This window comes from Pseudomonas sp. W4I3 (genome assembly GCF_030816195.1).
Classification (GTDB): domain Bacteria; phylum Pseudomonadota; class Gammaproteobacteria; order Pseudomonadales; family Pseudomonadaceae; genus Aquipseudomonas.
In genome coordinates, this window is the sequence record NZ_JAUSXS010000001.1 from 536030 (window position 1) to 554897 (window position 18868).

Genomic DNA, 18868 nt, shown 5'->3' on the forward strand with positions numbered 1-18868 from the left:
GCGATCCGGCTTATTGCTCGGCGATCAGGGCTTCGACCTTGAGGATCTGCGCCTGGAGGGTCGCGCGATCCTTGCAACGCAGGTTGGCGTGACCCACCTTGCGCCCGGCCTTGAAGGCCTTGCCGTAGTGATGCACATGGCAATCGTCGATCGCCATTACCCGCTCAACCGGCGGCACCACGCCGATGAAGTTGAGCATGGCGCTCTCGCCAACCTTGGCCGTGGAGCCCAGCGGCAAGCCCGCCACCGCCCGCAGGTGGTTTTCGAACTGACTGCACTCGGCGCCTTCAGTGGTCCAGTGCCCGGAGTTGTGCACACGCGGGGCGATCTCGTTGGCCTTGAGGCCACCATCGACTTCAAAGAACTCGAACGCCATCACGCCGACATAATCCAGCTGCTTGAGCACACGGCTGGAATAGTCTTCGGCCAGCGCCTGCAGCGGGTGGTCGGTGCTGGCCACGGAGAGCTTGAGGATGCCGTTGACGTGGGTGTTGTGCACCAACGGGTAGAAGCGGGTTTCGCCGTCACGGGCACGTACGGCGATCAGCGAGACTTCGCCGGTGAACGGCACAAAGCCTTCCAGCAGGCAGGCGACACTGCCCAGCTCAGCGAAAGTACCGACCACATCGGCAGCGCTACGCAGCACCTTCTGGCCTTTGCCGTCATACCCCAGGGTGCGGGTTTTCAGCACGGCCGGCAGGCCAATGCTGGCGACGGCGGCGTCCAGGTCCGCCTGGGACTGGATATCGGCGAAGGCCGGCGTCGGGATGCCAAGGTCCTTGAACATGCTCTTTTCGAACCAGCGATCGCGGGCGATGCGCAGGGCTTCGGCACTCGGGTACACCGGGACGAACTGCGACAGGAAGGCCACGGTTTCGGCCGGGACACTTTCGAACTCGAAGGTCACCAGGTCGACTTCGTCGGCCAATTGGCGCAGGTGGTCCGGGTCGCTGTAGTCAGCGCGCAGGTGTTCACCCAAAGCTGCCGCGCAAGCGTCCGGCGCCGGGTCCAGAAAAGCGAAATTCATCCCCAGCGGGGTTCCCGCCAGCGCCAGCATGCGGCCCAACTGGCCGCCACCGATTACACCGATTTTCATCGTCAACAACCTCAGGCGATACGTGGGTCTGGATTGTCCAGCACGCTGTCTGTCTGCTCAGCACGGAATTTTTTCAGCACCGCATGAAACTGCGGATGCTTGGCGCCCAGGATGCTGGCGGACAGCAATGCGGCGTTGATCGCGCCGGCCTTGCCGATCGCCAGGGTCGCCACCGGGATGCCGGCAGGCATCTGCACGATGGACAACAGCGAATCCACGCCCGAGAGCATCGAAGACTGCACTGGCACACCCAGTACCGGCAGGTGAGTCTTGGCCGCGCACATGCCTGGCAAATGCGCCGCACCGCCGGCACCGGCGATTATCACCTCGATGCCACGGGATTCTGCTTCATCGGCATACTGGAACAGCAAGTCCGGGGTGCGGTGGGCGGAGACCACCTTCACTTCGTACGGAATGCCGAGTTTTTCCAGCATATCGGCGGTGTGGCTAAGGGTGGACCAATCGGACTTGGAGCCCATGATCACGCCAACCAATGCACTCATCGTCGTGCCTCTTCTCTCTGGGCGCCCGCAGGCGCGTCAAAAAACAACAAGCCACGCGGGAAATCCGGCGTGGCTTGGTGTACGAATTAAGGCCGGTTGGACCGGCCGAAGGCCGCGCAGTATACCGTAATAATGCAGATAAACAGCCCCTGGAATGACCATCTGTCTAGCAGCGCAAAGTGGCGGTTTTATTGACTTCCAAGTCAGCCAAATCACTACAAAACTCTGTGGGAGGGGGCTTGCTCCCGATAGCGGTGTATCAGGCACTGATAGGTCGCTGAGCCACCGCTATCGGGAGCAAGCCCCCTCCCACATTTGAGCTGTGTTCGGCTCAGGTACTCTGCGCCGCTCCGCCTTCCAGCTTGCGCCACAGCAAGCGCACGTTAGCCTTGCGCACCAGTGCGCAGCGGTACAGCCGAATCTCCAGCGGCACGTGCCACTGCGGTCCGCCACACACCACCAATTCGCCCCGGGCCAGTTCCGCCCGCACGCTCAGTTGTGGCACCCAGGCAATGCCCAACCCTTCCAGCGCCATGCTCTTGAGGCTGTCGGCCATGGCCGTTTCGTACACGGTGGTGAAGCGCAAGGCGCGCTGGCGCAGCAAGAGGTTCACCGAACGCCCCAGGAACGCACCCGCACTGTAGGCCAGCAACGGCACGCTGCCCTCGCCTTCCAGGTCGAACAGCGGCTTGCCGTCGGCATCGGCGGCGCACACCGGGAGCATTTCGGTGTTGCCCAGGTGCAGCGAAGGGAAGATCTCGGCGTCCATCTGCATCGCCGCGTCCGGGTCGTAGAACGCCAGCATCAGGTCGCAGCCGCCTTCGCGCAGCGCATGAACGGCGTCACCCACGTTGGTGGCGACCAGCCGCGTGGCGATGTTCAGGCCCTCGTTGCGCAGCTGGGCGATCCAGCGCGGGAAGAAGCCCAGCGCCAGGGAGTGCGCCGCTGCCACTTGCATGACTTCGCCCTGCCCGCCTTCCAAGTGATGCAGGTGGCGCAGCACTTCGCCCAACTGTTCGACCACGGTACGCGCGGTGACCAGGAACAACTGGCCCGCCGCCGTAAGCTCCACCGGTGTGCGCGAGCGATTGACCAAGGTCAGCCCCAGCGCCGCTTCCAGGCTGCGAATACGTCGGCTGAACGCCGGCTGAGTGACAAAGCGCCGCTCCGCCGCCTGGGAAAAACTGCGCGTCGCCGCCAGGGCGCTGAAGTCTTCCAGCCATTTGCTTTCAAGGTTCATCACTGCCTCCCACGCCGAATGCACCATTTTGGCACACACGCCCGTCATGGTAACCGGGTCACATCAACATTATGCCGTTTGTGCATAGGCCAGTGTTTAACAGCATTGGCCCAAAAACTTCCACACGCCTAGCATTCGCAGCGTTCCGGCCAGTTCCGGGTCCATATCGAGATGATTTCCGTCATGTCCTCCGCTGCATCATTCCGCACAGAAAAAGACCTGCTTGGCGTACTTGAAGTACCGGCTCAAGCGTATTACGGCATCCAGACCCTGCGAGCGGTGAACAACTTCCGCCTCTCGGGCGTTCCGATTTCGCATTACCCGAAATTGGTGGTCGGCCTGGCAATGGTCAAGCAAGCCGCTGCTGACGCCAACCGCGAGTTGGGCCAGCTCAGCGAAGCCAAGCACGCTGCTATCAGCGAAGCCTGTGCCCGCCTGATCCGCGGCGATTTCCACGAAGAGTTCGTGGTGGACATGATTCAAGGCGGCGCCGGCACTTCAACCAACATGAATGCCAACGAAGTCATCGCCAACATCGCGTTGGAGGCCATGGGCCACAACAAGGGCGAATACCAGTACCTGCACCCCAACAACGACGTGAACATGGCGCAGTCGACCAACGACGCCTACCCGACCGCGATCCGTTTGGGTCTGCTGCTGGGCCATGACGCGCTGCTGGCCAGCCTCGACAGCCTGATCCAGGCATTCGCCGCCAAAGGCGTCGAGTTCGGGCATGTGCTGAAAATGGGTCGCACCCAATTGCAAGACGCCGTGCCGATGACCCTCGGCCAGGAATTCCGCGCCTTCGCCACCACCCTCGGTGAAGACCTGGCCCGCCTGAAAACATTGGCGCCGGAACTGTTGACCGAAGTGAACCTGGGCGGCACCGCCATCGGCACCGGCATCAATGCCGATCCGCGCTACCAGGCCCTGGCTGTCCAGCGCCTGGCCCTGATCAGCGGCCAGCCGCTGGTACCGGCTGCCGACTTGATCGAAGCCACCTCCGACATGGGCGCCTTCGTGCTGTTCTCCGGCATGCTCAAGCGTACCGCGGTGAAGCTGTCGAAGATCTGCAACGACCTGCGCCTGCTGTCCAGCGGCCCACGCACCGGCATCAACGAGATCAACCTGCCGGCCCGCCAGCCAGGCAGCTCGATCATGCCCGGCAAGGTCAACCCGGTCATCCCGGAAGCGGTAAACCAGGTCGCGTTCCAGGTCATCGGCAACGACCTGGCCCTGACCATGGCAGCCGAAGGCGGCCAGCTGCAACTGAACGTGATGGAGCCGCTGATCGCTTTCAAGATCTTCGACTCGATCCGTCTGCTGCAACGCGCCATGGACATGCTGCGCGAACACTGCATCGTTGGCATCACCGCCAACGAAGCGCGCTGCCGCGAACTGGTGGAACACTCCATCGGCCTGGTTACCGCGCTGAACCCTTACATCGGCTATGAAAACGCCACCCGCATCGCGCGCATCGCCCTTGAAAGCGGCCGCGGCGTGCTGGAACTGGTGCGTGAAGAAGGCTTGCTCGACGACGCCATGCTCGACGACATCCTGCGCCCCGAAAACATGATCGCTCCACGTTTGGTCCCGTTGAAGGCCTAAGCGTTTGTTGCACCGCTCACCAGGTTGAGGGACTAGACACCTCTCACCTTTTGAGGGCCTGAAGGCTCGTTCTTCAGGCCCTTTTTTTTACCTGTAGGAGCGAGCTTGCTCGCGAAAAACTACTGGGCACCGCGTTCATCCAGGAGGAACACATCACCGTTACATTTTCACGGCAAGAGCTAGGCGCCCCCCTCGCTCCTACAAACCTTTAATCAGCCCGAGCAGACGGATCACGTTCGCCTAGGTATAGTGCCGCCCCTCTCGCGTCTGCGGCCGTCGGTAACGAGGCCCGGGGACCACGCGAAACCGCATGAATAACAACACCCGCAAAAGGATCGGGGTCGAAACGTTGTGCACTGCCTGGTGCCATACGACGCGTCGGACCGTCCTGCGTTTGCCATTAGAAAAATCAGCGAGGAACACTCCATGCTCGAAGTCATCAACGACTTCCTCTCAGGGAAAGTACTGATCGTGCTCATTGTCGGGCTCGGTGGTTATTTCACGATTCGCTCGCGTTTCGTTCAGTTGCGCCACTTTTTCCACATGTTCTCGGTGTTTAAAGACAGCCTCAAGAGCAGCTCCGGTCAACTCAGTTCGTTCCAGGCGCTGATGCTCAGCCTGGCGGGCCGCGTCGGCGCCGGTAACATCGCAGGCGTCGGCATTGCCGTGACCCTGGGTGGCCCGGGTGCCGTGTTCTGGATGTGGGTCACCGCGCTGGTGGGCATGTCTTCGAGCTTCATCGAGTGCTCCCTCGGCCAGTTGTACAAGCGTACCGATGCCGAAGGCACCTACCGTGGCGGCCCGGCGTATTACATCCAGCACGGCCTGCACAAGCGCTGGCTGGGTATGGTCATGGCGTTCCTGCTGCTGGTGACCTTCGGCTTTGCCTTCAACGGCTTGCAAGCCCACGCGGTAACGCACTCGCTCAATAACGCCTTCGGCCTCGACACCACCTACACCGGCCTTGCGCTGGCCGTGTTGCTGGGCCTGGTGTTCATCGGCGGGATCAAGCGTATCGCCTCGATCGCCGACCTGCTGGTACCGGTCAAGACCCTGGTCTACATCGCGGTGACCCTGTACGTGATCGTGCTGCAGTTCGACCACGTTCCGGCCATGCTCGCCACCATCGTCAAGAGCGCCTTTGGCCTCGACCAGGCCTTCGGTGGCCTGGTGGGCAGCGCGATCATCATGGGCGTGAAACGCGGCGTGTTCGCCAACGAAGCCGGCCTTGGCAGTGCGCCTAACGTGGCAGCCGTGGCATCGGTGGAACACCCGATCGCCCAGGGCGTGGTGCAGGCGTTCAGCGTGTTCCTCGACACCTTCGTGATCTGCACCTGCACCGCCTTGCTGATCCTGCTCTCCGGTTTCTACACCCCAGGCTTTGAAGGCGACGGCATTGCCCTGACCCAGAACTCCCTGGCGGCGGTAGTCGGTGACTGGGGCCGCATGTTTATCTCGGTGGCCCTGGCGTTGTTCGTGTTTACCTCGATCATGTACAACTACTACTTGGGCGAGAGCAACCTGCGCTTCCTGGTCGGCAACAACCGCAAGGTGCTGATGGGCTACCGCGCACTGGTGCTGGTGCTGATTTTCTGGGGTTCCATCGAGAACCTGGGCACCGTGTTCGCCTTCGCCGACATCACCATGACCATGCTGGCGTTCGTCAACCTGTTCGCCCTGGCGTTCCTGTTCAAGATCGCCATGCGCATCCTGAATGACTACGACAACCAGCGCGCCGCCGGCATCAAGACCCCGGTATTCGACTCCAGCCAATTTCCTGACCTGGACCTGGACCGCAAGGCCTGGCCGGCGAATCCGGTGAAGCCGGACCCTGCCGTGCAGGCCGCTGCTGAACTCAACGTTCAAGCGCAACGCTAAGCAGATGACACGCCGCGAGGCCTTGGGCATGCTCAGGGCCTCGCGGCGTTTTTCGTTCAGGAGAATCAAATGACCCAACCCGCCCAGAACGTCATGGTGCTCTACACCGGCGGCACCATCGGCATGCAGGCCAGCGCCAACGGCCTGGCGCCCGCTTCGGGCTTTGAAGCGCGGATGAGCGACTACCTCGCCAGCCAACCACAACTGCGCGTGCCAGCGTGGCGCTTTCGCGAAATGGCGCCGCTGATCGACAGCGCCAACATGACCCCGGCTTACTGGCAACGCTTGCGTGTGGCGGTGGTCGAGGCGGTCGAGGCCGGCTGCGATGCGGTGCTGATCCTGCACGGTACCGACACCCTGGCCTACAGCGCCGCCGCCATGAGCTTCCAACTGCTGGGCTTGCCGGCGCCGGTAGTGTTTACCGGCTCGATGCTGCCAGCCGGCGTACCGGACAGCGACGCCTGGGAAAACCTCGGCGGCGCCCTCGTGGCACTCGGTGAAGGCCTGTCGTCGGGGGTACACCTGTACTTCCACGGTGAGCTGCTGGCGCCGACCCGCTGCGCAAAGATCCGCAGCTTCGGCCGCAAGCCGTTCGCCACCCTGCAGCGTCAAGGCGGCGTGGCCCGTGCCGAATCGGTGCCGGGCACGCTGGATTATCGCCAGGACAAAGCGCCAGCCTGCATCGGCGTACTGCCCTTGGTGCCGGGCATCACGCCCGCGCAACTCGACGGCTTGCTCGGCAGCGGCATTCAGGCGCTGGTGCTTGAGTGTTTCGGCAGCGGCACCGGGCCGAGCGACAACCCCGAGTTTCTCGCCAGCCTCGAACGGGCACGGGACGCCGGCATCGTGGTGGTGGCGGTCACCCAATGCCATGAAGGTGGTGTGGAGCTGGATGTGTACGAAGCAGGCAGCCGCCTGCGCAGCGCAGGAGTTGTCTCGGGCGCGGGCATGACCCGGGAAACGGCGTTGGGCAAACTCAACGCGCTGATCGGCGCGGGTCTTGCGGCGGACGTGATCCGCCAGCTGCTGGCCGTCAACCTGTGCGGCGAACTGGACTGACACCGGGATACTTAAGCACCACCCCTTCTGATGGAGCGCTTTCTAGCATGGTGACACCCGAGGCCTGGCCCCGGGTTGTTTTCCTCGCCGCGCCCATCAGGACTCATCATGACCTCGACCACCGCAGTAAAAACCACCCGCGATCCTACGGTCGCCCTGCTGAACCTGCTGTCCCTTGGCCCCTCATTTCGCGAAGTTGCCGCCGCCCTGTTGCGAGAGCAACTACGAGCACGTTATCCCAACGTAGACATCGACCCTGACATCGCCATGATCGGCACGCCCCAGCGGGACATTGTCGGTGAGCAGATTGTCACCCAAGCCGTCGAGTACCAGACACTGGCCGGCATCCTGGCCAGGCAGGCCGTGCAGGCCATCCCGGCCCTGTATATCGAGGGTGAACATTTCCTCACCCAGCAGCCGATCACCGAACCGCCCGTGCATTTACCGGTGCGCGTCGATGAGATTGCCAACATCATCAACTACCTCGCGCCCGTGATGCTGCGTGGCTACCAGGCCCTGCAATTGGATTTCTGGAATCAGCCCAAAGGCAATACCGGTCCGAATTGGCGCGGGCTGTCCAACGCATTGCGCGACGTCTGGAATGTCGACACGGTACCCGGCTGGAGCCATGCCGATTGCGTCATGGCACGCAAGCTGTACCACGCGACCGACCTGAGCGATCGCAGTGTCGATGACCGCCACGACACCCATGCGTATGTGCTGGATATCGACCAAGTCAATGAGGACGGCACCACAACACACGTCAACGACATCCTCCTCGCGGTGCTGATCGGCAAACAGAACGGTAGCGAGGTTGTGCTCACCTACTCATTGCTACACGGCTACGAGAGATATACCTCTCGCGAGCAGTTCGGCCAGGCGGTTCCGGCATTGCTCGACGCCTCCATCCCGCGCAAGAAAGTCCAGTGGCGGCTGTTCGAGCCCGAGGGCAACTTTTTTGACTGGCAAGCCTGTGAGTTGATTTCGATGCAGATCGAAGCCATCGGCACCCTCGATTTCTCGGACCTACGAGGCACACAGGCGCCTATGCCCACGCGTCCACGCGGGCGAGACCACGGGCCAGGCGCCTAACATGGCCTGGCTTGAACACGCGCTGCCCGACTGGCTGCAAAAAGCCAACGCTGCGGACCTTGACGCCTATTCCCGGCGCCTCAAAGAACTTTCTGCGCTGCACAGCCTCAACGCCGGCAAGTCCTACCAGGACGGCATCGCCACCCTCGAACAATTCGCCCTCGATAAGCTGAAGACCGAGATGCTCAACGACGGTCACGCCAACGCTGCCACGCTGTCGCTTGACACCTTCGAAATCGAAGTACAGAGCCAAGTGATCTGGGGCACCTTCACCGTGCCGGGTCAGGTCGAAACCACCTCTTTCAGCCTGGCGCAACTGGCGCTGCAAAACCTGATTGCCCTGCCGCTGGGCAACAAGACCCTGCGTCAACGCAATGGCCGGCCCGTTCCCGACTGGTTGACGGTCAGCTACGTGCAAGAGTTGATTACCCGCATCGATATCGGCAGCACCTACCCTGCCCTGGTCAACAGCATGCTGCTTGGCGACCAGCAGGAGTCAGCCCGACGCCAGCAGTTGTACGCCAGCCACCTGCGTATTCAACTGCCATTACTGGCGCTGCAACTCAAGATACGCAACGAGGCTGGCCTGGATGAGCGCGGCTACCGGTATGTCGCCGCCGTGATGGCGCGTGAGGAAAACGATCGTCAAGTCGAGGGGCAGGCCATTGTTATCCGTCCACTGGCGTTTTTCCCCAAGCGCCGCACCGACGCGTCCCAGGACGTAGTGGCGAATATGTTTGTCATCGGCCCCCGGGACATGAGCGCAGGTCCCTGCTTGCTGTACCGTCCCCTGCTCGACCAGCCACTGGCGCAGTACCCTTCGCCGGCGAACCTGCTGTATTCGATCCAGCAGTCCGCGAGCCTGCGGGACTCGGTGCTGGCCTGGCTGCCCGATGACGTGCGCGATGACTACGCCCACTACGTATTTCCAGGCTCCCTGCCATCGCCCTGGGCGGTTGTCGAGTTTCTGGTGGATCCGTCGAAACTGCTGACCCTGAGCGGGCCGATGTCGCTGGGCGAGGGCACCTTGACTGGCGACCCGTTCGAAGCATTGTTCAACGCTAATGCCAATGCACTGGTGACGCTGGCGGACCGCCAATCCGTATCCAACGCCGAGGCGCGGTGGGCAACGCTCAAGCACGCCGGCTGGCTGATCTTCAATGCAGCCCTGCCGTTTCTCGGCAGTGCCGTCGGCGCCGGGGCGTGGATATGGCAATTGATGGATCAACTGCAGGCGATCGTTGACGCTCAGGATCATGCCGATACGCAGGCCACCTGGGAACGCTTCGCCGACCTGCTGCTGAATCTGGGCCTGGCCGTTGCGTTGCACAGCCTTACCCGCGGCACCTCGCGCGGTCGCCCGGCAGAGCAAGAAACCGAACCAGAGCAGGTCTCGCCGCCCAAAGCCATCCCCCCCAAGGCGCCGCCGCCGTTGGTGAGTGAAGCGGCCGACATTCGCGACGAGCAGTGGCCCGTCGATCATTCCCAGTCGCTGCATACCAGTGGCGCATTGAATCAGCTTCCGAAGCACCTGGACGCCATGCTGGACAAATTGAAGCTCACCAAACCCGCTGAACTGGGTGAGCCCATCAGTGAGGCCGGCCCCTACAGGCACCTCTACCAAGCCGATGAAAAATACTACGCCCCAGTGGGCACGCGCTGGTTCGAGGTGCGGGTGGACGAGGATGAGCGCGTCGTTGTTGTCGACCCGTATCAACCCGGACGTAGCGGGCCACCGTTGGTTGCCAATCGCCAGGGCAACTGGTTCGTCGATACCCGTCTGGGCCTGCGCGGCGGCGGCCCCATGGTTATGGCCCGTAAAGCGCAGACACGCGCCCAACAGCGCGCCGAGGCATTGCGCAAGCAACTGAGCGAATTCGAGAAGGCCAAGAAAACCGCACAGGGCGACCTGCAGAAAGCCCGCCAAGAGATGGACCAGGCCGCTTCCACCTCGGCACAAGCGCGGCGACAAGACTACCTGCACACCCTGCGAAGCCAACGCCAGGACTATGAAACCGCGCTGCAGCGTCTCAAGGAGCTGCACCTCCATGCGCCGACTCCCGACTATGCGCCAAGGGCTATCGGCTACGTCAAAGCCCAACTGGACCTTGAGGCGGCCAGCCTTCGGGAAGCCCAGACCGAGTTCCACCCCGTGTTCGAGGAGTTTTTGGCGCATATCAAGCAGGAGCCCGCTTCGTCTCGGCAGCGGCCGATTGAAACGGCTCGGAAAATAACGGACCTCAGTCCGCAGATCATCCAGCACCTGGACTACATCGACACGCGCTTCAGCCAATTGCGGACGCTGTCTATCGAGGGGTTGGAACTGATCCGGAATACCAAGCGCCTGCTGCCCGCCTACACCAGCGATATGCTCAAGGCATTGAACGTCACAGTCGCCCGCGACTTGTGCCTGGATCCGAGAACCGTCGCCACGACGCCGATGGCCTGGGCGGCGATCGACAGTATCGTCGACCGCGCCGTTCTGGCCATCCAATGCTTGCAGGACACTCTGGAGGAGCGCAGCGAGTCACGTCTGGACGAACGGATCGATAGCCTGATCAGCCTGATCGAGCAGTTCAAGCTTGTCGACGAGCGCCTGCAGGACTTTCCCGAAGAGTTCAGTGACGAAGCGCTCATTGAGCCGATTCAGCGCCTACGCGAGCAAATCAAAGCCTTCAACAAACAGAGCAGTCATAACCTGGCGTTGCTCACGAACGAACGCAACATGTTGCGAACCCGTGCGACGCCACCGCCAACCCCGCCACGACCGAAGAAAAAATTCATCAGTACCCGCTACTACGGGGTCATGATCGGGGAACAGCGTCTGACTCCGATTGGCCTGGAAACCGACTGGGTGGACATCCGCTCACCGCTGACGGAAAAGATTGTCGCCACCTTCCACGAGAAAACCCCCGGCGTCTGGGTTGAGCACCTGCCTCCCACCTCAACGTCCGTCTCTGGCGTCGATCTGCAAACCAGCATCAATGCCGGCCAGACGCTGCTCGACCAGTTGCCCGCCTTCGAGCTGCGCGCCACCGCCCATGCCAACAAACCGTCACGCACCGCCATAGGCGTGGAGCAGATGTTTCATCAGCATGCCAGGCGGCTGGAACAGGCGAGCGCCGATATCGATGAGGCACTCACCGCCAGCAACGCCACCGAAAGCAACACGCTGTCCGCCGCCACAGTCAACAAGGCGCTCAATGACGAGATAAATAGTCTCAATCGACAGGCCAAGGAGCATCGACTAAGAATCAGCAAACTCAGCCCTCCCACGATGACGGCCCTGGAGTGGCTGGTGCGCAACGGGCAACTCACGATAAAGAAAACCGTCAACCGTCGCCGCATCAAAGGCGAAACCCCCGACTACCTGGATGAATACGCCATCAGTGAGCGCGGCTCCCACCAAGTCCTCTGGTATGCGCATTTTCACTACAGCACCCACTGGACGCCGAACAAGTCATTCATCAGCGCTCGCCTGAAAACCGTAGCGGAACAACGCCTGGGAGCGGCGGCTGATTCCGTCAAAGGCCTGGATGAGACGCAAAGGGTAGCGTTCTACAGCAGCGAGATCAGCCTGGCGCAGGCCCAGCGGGTATTTTTCCCATAAGTTGATCTGGCCGGGCAACGGCACACAACTTGCTGCCTGGCGGTGGTCTCTGTCGTGGAAACCCCTATGCTCCATTCACACCTGACCACCCTCAATGCCGTGTCCCTGATCCTCACCACCTTTGAGGCGCAGGGCCTGGCCGATGAGCATCTGCTGGCCGGCAGCGGCATCTGCGCGGCGGACCTGAGCCGCGCCGACACACGCATCACGACTCACCAGGAGATGCAGGTGTGCGCCAATGCCGTGGCCCTGCGAAGGGACATCGGCCTGGAACTGGGCCGGCGCATGCATGTTTCGTCCTATGGTTTACTCGGCTATGCGCTGCTCACCAGTGCCACCTTCGGTGACGCTTTGCGCCTGGCGCTGCGTTATCCGGCGCTGTTGGGAACACTTTTCGAGCTGAACCTTGAAGAAGACGGCGAGCGGATCTGGTTCACCGCCAGCGACTATCGGGAAAACCCGGCGCTGGCGGCGTTCAATGTCGAGTTCTGCCTGGTGTCGCTCAAGGTCATCTGCAACGACCTATTAGGGTGCCCACTCCCGTTGCTCGGCGCACGTTTCGAGCACGCTGCGCCCGAGTACTGGCGGCGCTATGCCGACCCCTTCGACTGCCCGCTGCAATTCAACGGGCGCAGCAACGCCTTCGCCTTCGACAAGCACTGGCTCGCTCGACCCTTGCCTTTGGCCGACCCGGTCACCCACCGGGCCATGGCCGAGCGCTGCCGCAAACAGAACCTGGAGTTCACCGGGCGCCAGGCATGGCTGGGCCGCGTGCGCCAGTTGCTCGCGGCGCAGTTGCACGCCGCGCCGGGCCTGGAAGGGTTGGCTGAGCAAATGAACTGTTCGGCGCGCACCTTGCGTCGACATTTGCATGACCTTGGCTGCAGCTACCAGGAAATGCTCGATGAACTGCGCTTCGACCGGGCCAAACAGTTGCTGGGACAAGACGGGCTGACGATCCATCGGATTGCCGAGCAGTTGGGCTTCAGCGAAACCGCAAGCTTTCGCCACGCCTTCGTGCGCTGGAGCGGCGTGACGCCGAGTCAGTTCCGCGCCTGATGAGCGAATAATGGACAGACTCTTTGGCCATATCGATCCCCTTTTGGCCGCTGCGACCGTTCTCCCGTGCCGCTTCTGCCTCGACACTGCAAGGCATTCCTGAGCCTGCGGAGAACACTGATGCTGACGATCTATTCAGACGATCACCACCTGCACCACGGCCGTTGTGAGCTGATGGACGGGCAACTGATGCCATGCTTCGAAATGCCTTCGCGTGCGGATCACGTGCTGCAACGGGTCAACGACCGCGCACTCGGCCCGGTGCAGCCGCCTCGCGATTTCGGCCTGGGGCCGCTGGAACGCGTCCACAGCGCGGACTACCTGGCGTTCTTCAAGGGGGCCTGGGAGCGTTGGACCGCTTTCGGCCAGGACGGCGACTTGCTGCCTTACACCTGGCCCGCCCGCACCCTGCGCCAGATCCTGCCCACCAGTCTGCACGGCCAGTTGGGCTACTACAGCTTTGACGGCGGCGCGCCGATCACTGCCGGCACCTGGCAGGCCGCCTACAGTGCCGCGCAAGTGGCGCTGACCGCTCAAGCGGCGATCCAGCAAGGCGCCCACAGTGCCTTTGCGCTGTGCCGGCCACCGGGGCATCACGCCGCCAGCGACTTGATGGGTGGCTATTGCTACCTCAACAACGCCGCTATTGCCGCCCAGGCCTTTGTCGATCAGGGCCGGCGCAAGGTGGCGATCCTTGATGTGGATTACCACCATGGCAACGGCACGCAATCGATTTTCTATGAACGCAGCGATGTGCTGTTCACCTCCATCCACGGCCATCCGGAAGCGGAATTTCCATTTTTCCTGGGCTATGCCGATGAGCGCGGCGTCGATGCGGGCGAAGGTTTCAACTTCAACTACCCACTGCCCGCCGGTTCGGCCTGGGACACCTGGAGTGCCGCGCTGGAAGAGGCCTGCCAAGAAATCGACAGCTATGGCGCCGACGTCATCGTGGTGTCGCTGGGCGTGGACACGTTCAAAGACGACCCGATCTCGCAGTTCAAGCTCGACAGTCCGGATTACCTGGCCATGGGCCGCCGCATCGCACGCCTGGGCAAGCCCACGCTGTTCGTGATGGAAGGCGGCTACGCGGTGGAAGAAATCGGCATCAATGCCGTCAACGTACTTGAAGGCTTCGAACTAGAGGTAGCGGCCCAATGAACACGCTCACATCCCTGGCCTTGTGCACGGCCCTGCTGGCCGGTGCCGTGCAGGCCGACGAAAAAACCCTGAAGGTTTACAACTGGTTCGACTACATCACGCCTAAGGCGCTTGAGGATTTCAAGGCGCAGAATCCGGCCATCAAGCTGGTCTACGACATCTTCGACACCAACGAAGCCCTGGAAGCCAAGCTGCTGACCGGCAACGCCGGCTATGACGTTGTGGTGCCGTCCAACGTGTTCCTCGCCAAGCAGATCGAGGCTGGCGTCTTCCAGCCGCTGGATCGCAGCCAACTGCCCAATTGGAACCACCTCGATCCCAAATTGATGAAGCTGATCGAAGCCAACGATCCCGGCAATAAATTCGCCGTGCCTTACATGTACGGCACCATTCTCATCGGCTTCAACCCGGCCAAGGTCAAGGCCGCGCTGGGCGACAGTGCGCCCGTGGACAGTTGGGACCTGATCTTCAAGGAAGAGAACATCAGCAAGCTCAAGCAGTGCGGCGTGGCACTATTGGACTCGCCCTCGGAAATCCTGCCGCTGGCCCTGCAGCACCTGGGCCTGGACCCCAACAGCAGCAACCCCAAGGACTACGCCAAGGCCGAAGCGTTGCTGATGAAGATCCGCCCATACATCACCTATTTCCATTCGTCCAAGTACATGGCCGATATCGCCAACGGCGACATCTGTGTGGCGGTGGGCTATTCAGGCAGCTTCTCCCAGGCTGCCAACCGGGCCAAGGAAGCCAAGAATGGCGTGACCGTCGACATGCGCCTGCCCAAGGAAGGCGCGCCGATCTGGTTCGATATGCTCGCCATCCCCAAAGGCGCGCAGAATCCGCAGGACGCCTACACCTTCATCAACTACCTGCTGCAACCCCAGGTGATCGCCCCCATCAGCGACTTTGTCGGCTACCCCAACCCGAACAAAGACGCGACCGAACACGTGGACCCGGCGATTCGCAACAACCCGAACCTGTACCCCACCGACGCGGCCATGGCCACGCTCTACACCCTCAAGCCCCTTGGCCGGGAAGCGGAGCGGGCCAGGACGCGGGCGTGGAGCAAGATCAAATCGGGACGCTGAGACGCAGCGCTCAGTCCGCCCAGGCCTGGCGTAAACGCGCCAACGCCTGAGCGATAGCCGCAGGCGGCACGGCGGCGAAGCCCAGCACCAGGCCAGCCTGGGCGTCCGTCGGGCCGTTGGGGCCGGGCAACCAGTAGCGGCTCAGGGCGTTGACCTCAACGCCCACCGCTTCAGCCTTGGCCACCAAGGCCTGCTCACGCTCGAGGCTGTCGACCTTGACCATCAAATGCAGCCCCGCCGTCATTGCCGGCAAGCTCCCAAGGCCAGCTACGTTCTGCGGCCAGCCCGCCAGCACCGCGTCCCGGCGAGTCGACGCCGCGCGGCGCATGCGCCGGATATGCCGCTGGAAATGCCCGGCCGCCATGAACTCGGCCATTACCGCCTGGGTGCTGATCTCCGAATGCCGCACATCCACTGCCCGCCGCTGGGCAAACGCCTGCATCAGGCCCGCTGGCAGCACCAGGTAACCCAGACGCAGGGCCGGGAACACCACCTTGCCGAACGTGCCCACATACAGCACGCGCCCACTGCGGTCCAACGCGGCCAAAGGGGCCAACGGCGCGCCGCTGTAGCGGTACTCGCCATCGTAATCATCTTCGACGATCCACCCATCGTTACGCTCGGCCCACGCCAGCAGCTCCAGGCGCCGAGCCAGGCTCATCACCACCCCGGTCGGGTATTGGTGGGATGGCGTGACATAGGCCAGGCGGCAGCCCTTCAATTGCGACAGTGCATCGCAATCGAGGCCCTCGGCATTCACCGACACGCCCTGCAGGTTTGCCCCGGCGATGGCGAAGGCGTGTCCAGCCGCGCGATAGCCTGGGTCTTCAACCGCCACGCCGTCGCCCGGCTCCACCAACAGCTGTGCACAAAGGCTGATGGCCTGCTGCGCGCCACTGGTGATCACAATTTGCTCAGCGCCGCACTGCAAGCCCCGGGCGCTGCGCAAGTAAGCTGCGATCAACCCGCGCAGACGCCAGTCACCCGCCGGGTCGCCGTAACAGAGGTGCTGCAGGTCTGGCCGACGCCAGAATGCCGCATTCAGCTTGGCCCACAGCGCAAAGGGAAACAGATCGAAGGCCGGCACGCCCACCCTGAACGCCCGTGGCGGGCCGCTGGGAGGAGTGGACAAATGGTGCTGGTCCAGGCGCTCCAACGCCGAGCTGTGGATAACTTTACGGTTTGAAAAGCCGGCTGAATCTGGCGATTTTGTGGATAAACCTGGGGATAAGCTTGTTGATAACCCTGTGGATGGTTTTGTGGATAATTTTCCACTGCGTGCCGGGTTTTGCGGCAAGTGCGCAACGTAAGTACCGTCACCTACGCGCGCCTCGATAAACCCCTCGGCGTACAGTTGGTCATAGGCGCGCACCACGCTGTTGCGGGAAATCGCCATGGCAGCGGCCAGGTCGCGACTGGCGGGCAACCGCGTGCCACCGACCAGTCGCCCGTCCAGCACACGCTCGCGCAATGCCTGGTACAGCTGGCGTGTCAGCCCGTGGCGACGATCCAGTTCAATGCCGGCGGGGTTGAAAGACAACGGTGGTTCTATCGGCGACATGAAAATTGGACCTATGAAATTGACCCTAGATGGCTCTTACATCGAGCCATTAGCCTGCCTAGGATGCTGGCATTCGCCAAGGAAAATATTCATGTACACACCCAGCGCCTTTGCTCTCGACGATTTGCCCGAACTGCAGCAACTGATCCAGCACACTCGCCTGGCGCAGTTGGTGACCATGGGTGAACAGGGCTTGCAAGCCAGCCACCTGCCCCTGCTGCTCAACCCGAACGAAGGCCCGAACGGCACGCTCTACGGGCACCTGGCCAAGGCCAATCGGCAGTGGCAGGAGCTGCGCAACGGCAGCGATGCCCTGGTGATCTTCGCGGGTGCCGAGGCCTATATCAGCCCGGCGTACTACCCGACCAAGGCCGAGCACGGCAAAGTGGTGCCGACCTGGAACTACCTGGCGGTGCACGCCTACGGCAAGGCCGAGGTGTTCACCGACGCCGAGCGCCTGCTTGGGGTAGTCAGTGCGCTCACTGATCGCCATGAAAGCGGGCGCGACCGGCCGTGGAAAGTCAGTGACGCGCCGGCCGACTATATTGACGGCATGCTCAAGGCCATCGTCGGCTTCGCGTTGCCCATCGATCGCCTGATCGGCAAACGCAAGCTCAGTCAGAACCGCAGCCCGGCAGACATCGCTGGCGTGCGCAGTGGCCTGGCCACCAGCGTGGATGTTCGTGACCAGACCCTCGCCCGTTTTATTCGCCAAGGAGCCCAAGAATGAGCCCGATCGATATCCGCCCGGTCAGCGCCGCCGACCACGCCGCCTGGTTGCCGCTGTGGCAAGCGTATCTGACGTTCTACAACACCCAATTGCCGGACGCGGTCAGCCAAAGCACGTGGCAACGCCTGATCGATGCCAGCGAGCCGACCCATTCCGCCTTGGCCTGGCAGGACGGCAAGGCGGTGGGCATGGTCAACTTCATCTACCATCGCTCCAACTGGAGCATCGAGAACTCCTGCTACTTGCAGGACCTGCTGGTGGACCCGGCCCAACGCGATACCGGTGTCGGTCGTAAACTGATTGAATTCGTCTACGCCACCGCCAAGGCAGACGGTTGCGGCAAAGTGCACTGGCTGACCCATGAAACCAACGCCACCGCGATCCAGCTCTATGAGCGCATCGCCGAACGCCCAGGCTTCATTCAATTTCGCAAAGCCCTTTAAGGAGCGCAGCATGACCACCTCCCTCGCTGATTGGAACGGCGTTCCGGCGCCCACGGCTCAAGTGCTCGAAGGGCGCTTTATCCGCCTGGTGAAACTCGATCCCACGCGCGACGCCGATCAACTGTGGCAGGCCCTCGCAGGCCCCGGCTCCGACCCCAAGCTGTGGGACTACCTGCCTTATGGACCGTTTGCCGATCGCGCCGCATTCGGTGCCTGGCTGAACAAACACGCCGCCAACACCGACCCGTATTTGTTCAGTGTGGTCGACCGCGCCAACGATCAGGTGCAGGGCATCCTCAGTTTGATGTCCATCGTCCCAGCCCAGGGCCGTATCGAGATCGGCCATGTCACCTTTGGCGCGCCGATGCAGCGCTCACCGAAAAGCACCGAGGCGGTCTACCTGCTGGCCAAATATGCGTTCGACCTGGGCTACCGCCGCCTGGAATGGAAGTGCAACAACGACAATGCCCGGTCTCGGTACGCAGCCGAGCGCCTGGGTTTCAGTTTTGAGGGGGTGTTCCGTCAGCACATGGTGGTCAAGGGTCAGAACCGCGATACGGCGTGGTTCTCAATGCTGGATTCGGAATGGCCGGCGATCGATGCGGGGTTTGAACAGTGGCTATCGGACGCTAACCAGACCGGCTCCGGACAGCTGAAATCGCTGGCCGAGTGCAGAAATTGAATCGCTGACAGGGAGAGAAGGCCCTGTAGGAGCGAGCTTGCTCGCGAAAAACCTCCAG

The 18868-nt window shown here is 62.2% G+C and carries 15 protein-coding genes; 11 read left to right on the forward strand and 4 right to left on the reverse strand.

Features of this window, described 5'->3' with window-relative positions:
* Positions 1 to 10: 10 nt before the first annotated feature.
* From QF045_RS02475 to QF045_RS02485, 3 genes are all read right to left on the reverse strand, one after another.
* Entirely contained in the window at positions 11 to 1096 is a 1086-nt protein-coding gene (locus tag QF045_RS02475; RefSeq protein ID WP_306490917.1) for a 5-(carboxyamino)imidazole ribonucleotide synthase, read from the reverse strand.
* 11 nt (positions 1097 to 1107) lie between these two features.
* Positions 1108 to 1599, reverse strand: a complete 492-nt coding sequence (gene purE, locus QF045_RS02480; protein WP_003195648.1) for a 5-(carboxyamino)imidazole ribonucleotide mutase — start codon at positions 1597 to 1599, stop codon at positions 1108 to 1110.
* A gap of 331 nt (positions 1600 to 1930) precedes the next feature.
* On the reverse strand, positions 1931 to 2839 hold the full coding sequence (locus QF045_RS02485; protein WP_306490918.1) for a LysR substrate-binding domain-containing protein: 909 nt from the start codon (positions 2837 to 2839) through the stop codon (positions 1931 to 1933).
* 183 nt (positions 2840 to 3022) lie between these two features.
* On the opposite strand from QF045_RS02485, the gene aspA reads away from it, so the two are divergent.
* The 8 genes from aspA to QF045_RS02525 all read left to right on the forward strand — a co-directional run bounded on the left by aspA (position 3023) and on the right by QF045_RS02525 (position 15394).
* Complete coding sequence (gene aspA, locus QF045_RS02490; RefSeq protein WP_017135792.1) at positions 3023 to 4447, forward strand: aspartate ammonia-lyase; 1425 nt, start codon at positions 3023 to 3025, stop codon at positions 4445 to 4447.
* 426 nt (positions 4448 to 4873) lie between these two features.
* A complete protein-coding gene (locus tag QF045_RS02495; RefSeq protein ID WP_306490919.1) occupies positions 4874 to 6325 on the forward strand; it encodes a sodium:alanine symporter family protein in 1452 nt (483 codons plus the stop codon).
* Between the two features lie 69 nt (positions 6326 to 6394).
* On the forward strand, positions 6395 to 7384 hold the full coding sequence (locus QF045_RS02500; protein ID WP_306490920.1) for an asparaginase: 990 nt from the start codon (positions 6395 to 6397) through the stop codon (positions 7382 to 7384).
* A gap of 108 nt (positions 7385 to 7492) precedes the next feature.
* Positions 7493 to 8476, forward strand: a complete 984-nt coding sequence (locus QF045_RS02505; protein ID WP_306490921.1) for a hypothetical protein — start codon at positions 7493 to 7495, stop codon at positions 8474 to 8476.
* Between the two features lies 1 nt (position 8477).
* A complete protein-coding gene (locus tag QF045_RS02510) occupies positions 8478 to 12086 on the forward strand; it encodes a dermonecrotic toxin domain-containing protein (protein ID WP_306490922.1) in 3609 nt (1202 codons plus the stop codon).
* A gap of 66 nt (positions 12087 to 12152) precedes the next feature.
* Positions 12153 to 13145, forward strand: a complete 993-nt coding sequence (locus tag QF045_RS02515; RefSeq protein ID WP_306490923.1) for an AraC family transcriptional regulator — start codon at positions 12153 to 12155, stop codon at positions 13143 to 13145.
* Positions 13146 to 13265: 120 nt separating this feature from the next.
* On the forward strand, positions 13266 to 14306 hold the full coding sequence (locus QF045_RS02520) for a histone deacetylase family protein (protein WP_306490924.1): 1041 nt from the start codon (positions 13266 to 13268) through the stop codon (positions 14304 to 14306).
* Positions 14303 to 15394, forward strand: a complete 1092-nt coding sequence (locus tag QF045_RS02525) for a polyamine ABC transporter substrate-binding protein (RefSeq protein ID WP_306490925.1) — start codon at positions 14303 to 14305, stop codon at positions 15392 to 15394. Before QF045_RS02520 ends, QF045_RS02525 begins: the two co-directional genes overlap by 4 nt.
* A 10-nt stretch (positions 15395 to 15404) precedes the next feature.
* Here the strand turns inward: QF045_RS02525 and QF045_RS02530 are convergent, their stop codons facing one another.
* Complete coding sequence (locus QF045_RS02530) at positions 15405 to 16955, reverse strand: PLP-dependent aminotransferase family protein (protein ID WP_306490926.1); 1551 nt, start codon at positions 16953 to 16955, stop codon at positions 15405 to 15407.
* A 91-nt stretch (positions 16956 to 17046) separates the two neighbouring features.
* Between QF045_RS02530 and QF045_RS02535 the strand changes: the two genes are divergently transcribed.
* From QF045_RS02535 to QF045_RS02545, 3 genes are read left to right on the forward strand one after another with little or no spacing between them, the layout of a single operon-like run.
* Complete coding sequence (locus QF045_RS02535; RefSeq protein ID WP_306490927.1) at positions 17047 to 17685, forward strand: FMN-binding negative transcriptional regulator; 639 nt, start codon at positions 17047 to 17049, stop codon at positions 17683 to 17685.
* On the forward strand, positions 17682 to 18128 hold the full coding sequence (locus QF045_RS02540; protein ID WP_306490929.1) for a GNAT family N-acetyltransferase: 447 nt from the start codon (positions 17682 to 17684) through the stop codon (positions 18126 to 18128). The genes QF045_RS02535 and QF045_RS02540 overlap by 4 nt, the downstream gene beginning before the upstream one ends.
* A gap of 10 nt (positions 18129 to 18138) precedes the next feature.
* Positions 18139 to 18810, forward strand: coding sequence for a GNAT family N-acetyltransferase (locus QF045_RS02545; protein ID WP_306490930.1), 672 nt, complete (start codon positions 18139 to 18141; stop codon positions 18808 to 18810).
* Positions 18811 to 18868: the final 58 nt, after the last annotated feature.

Bases quoted from the DNA above. Each gene is read 5' to 3' on its own strand.
- QF045_RS02475 (WP_306490917.1), bottom strand. From the start codon at position 1,096: ATGAAAATCGGTGTAATCGGTGGCGGCCAGTTGGGCCGCATGCTGGCG.
- purE (WP_003195648.1), bottom strand. From the start codon at position 1,599: ATGAGTGCATTGGTTGGCGTGATCATGGGCTCCAAGTCCGATTGGTCC.
- QF045_RS02485 (WP_306490918.1), bottom strand. From the start codon at position 2,839: ATGAACCTTGAAAGCAAATGGCTGGAAGACTTCAGCGCCCTGGCGGCG.
- aspA (WP_017135792.1), top strand. From the start codon at position 3,023: ATGTCCTCCGCTGCATCATTCCGCACAGAAAAAGACCTGCTTGGCGTA.
- QF045_RS02495 (WP_306490919.1), top strand. From the start codon at position 4,874: ATGCTCGAAGTCATCAACGACTTCCTCTCAGGGAAAGTACTGATCGTG.
- QF045_RS02500 (WP_306490920.1), top strand. From the start codon at position 6,395: ATGACCCAACCCGCCCAGAACGTCATGGTGCTCTACACCGGCGGCACC.
- QF045_RS02505 (WP_306490921.1), top strand. From the start codon at position 7,493: ATGACCTCGACCACCGCAGTAAAAACCACCCGCGATCCTACGGTCGCC.
- QF045_RS02510 (WP_306490922.1), top strand. From the start codon at position 8,478: ATGGCCTGGCTTGAACACGCGCTGCCCGACTGGCTGCAAAAAGCCAAC.
- QF045_RS02515 (WP_306490923.1), top strand. From the start codon at position 12,153: ATGCTCCATTCACACCTGACCACCCTCAATGCCGTGTCCCTGATCCTC.
- QF045_RS02520 (WP_306490924.1), top strand. From the start codon at position 13,266: ATGCTGACGATCTATTCAGACGATCACCACCTGCACCACGGCCGTTGT.
- QF045_RS02525 (WP_306490925.1), top strand. From the start codon at position 14,303: ATGAACACGCTCACATCCCTGGCCTTGTGCACGGCCCTGCTGGCCGGT.
- QF045_RS02530 (WP_306490926.1), bottom strand. From the start codon at position 16,955: ATGTCGCCGATAGAACCACCGTTGTCTTTCAACCCCGCCGGCATTGAA.
- QF045_RS02535 (WP_306490927.1), top strand. From the start codon at position 17,047: ATGTACACACCCAGCGCCTTTGCTCTCGACGATTTGCCCGAACTGCAG.
- QF045_RS02540 (WP_306490929.1), top strand. From the start codon at position 17,682: ATGAGCCCGATCGATATCCGCCCGGTCAGCGCCGCCGACCACGCCGCC.
- QF045_RS02545 (WP_306490930.1), top strand. From the start codon at position 18,139: ATGACCACCTCCCTCGCTGATTGGAACGGCGTTCCGGCGCCCACGGCT.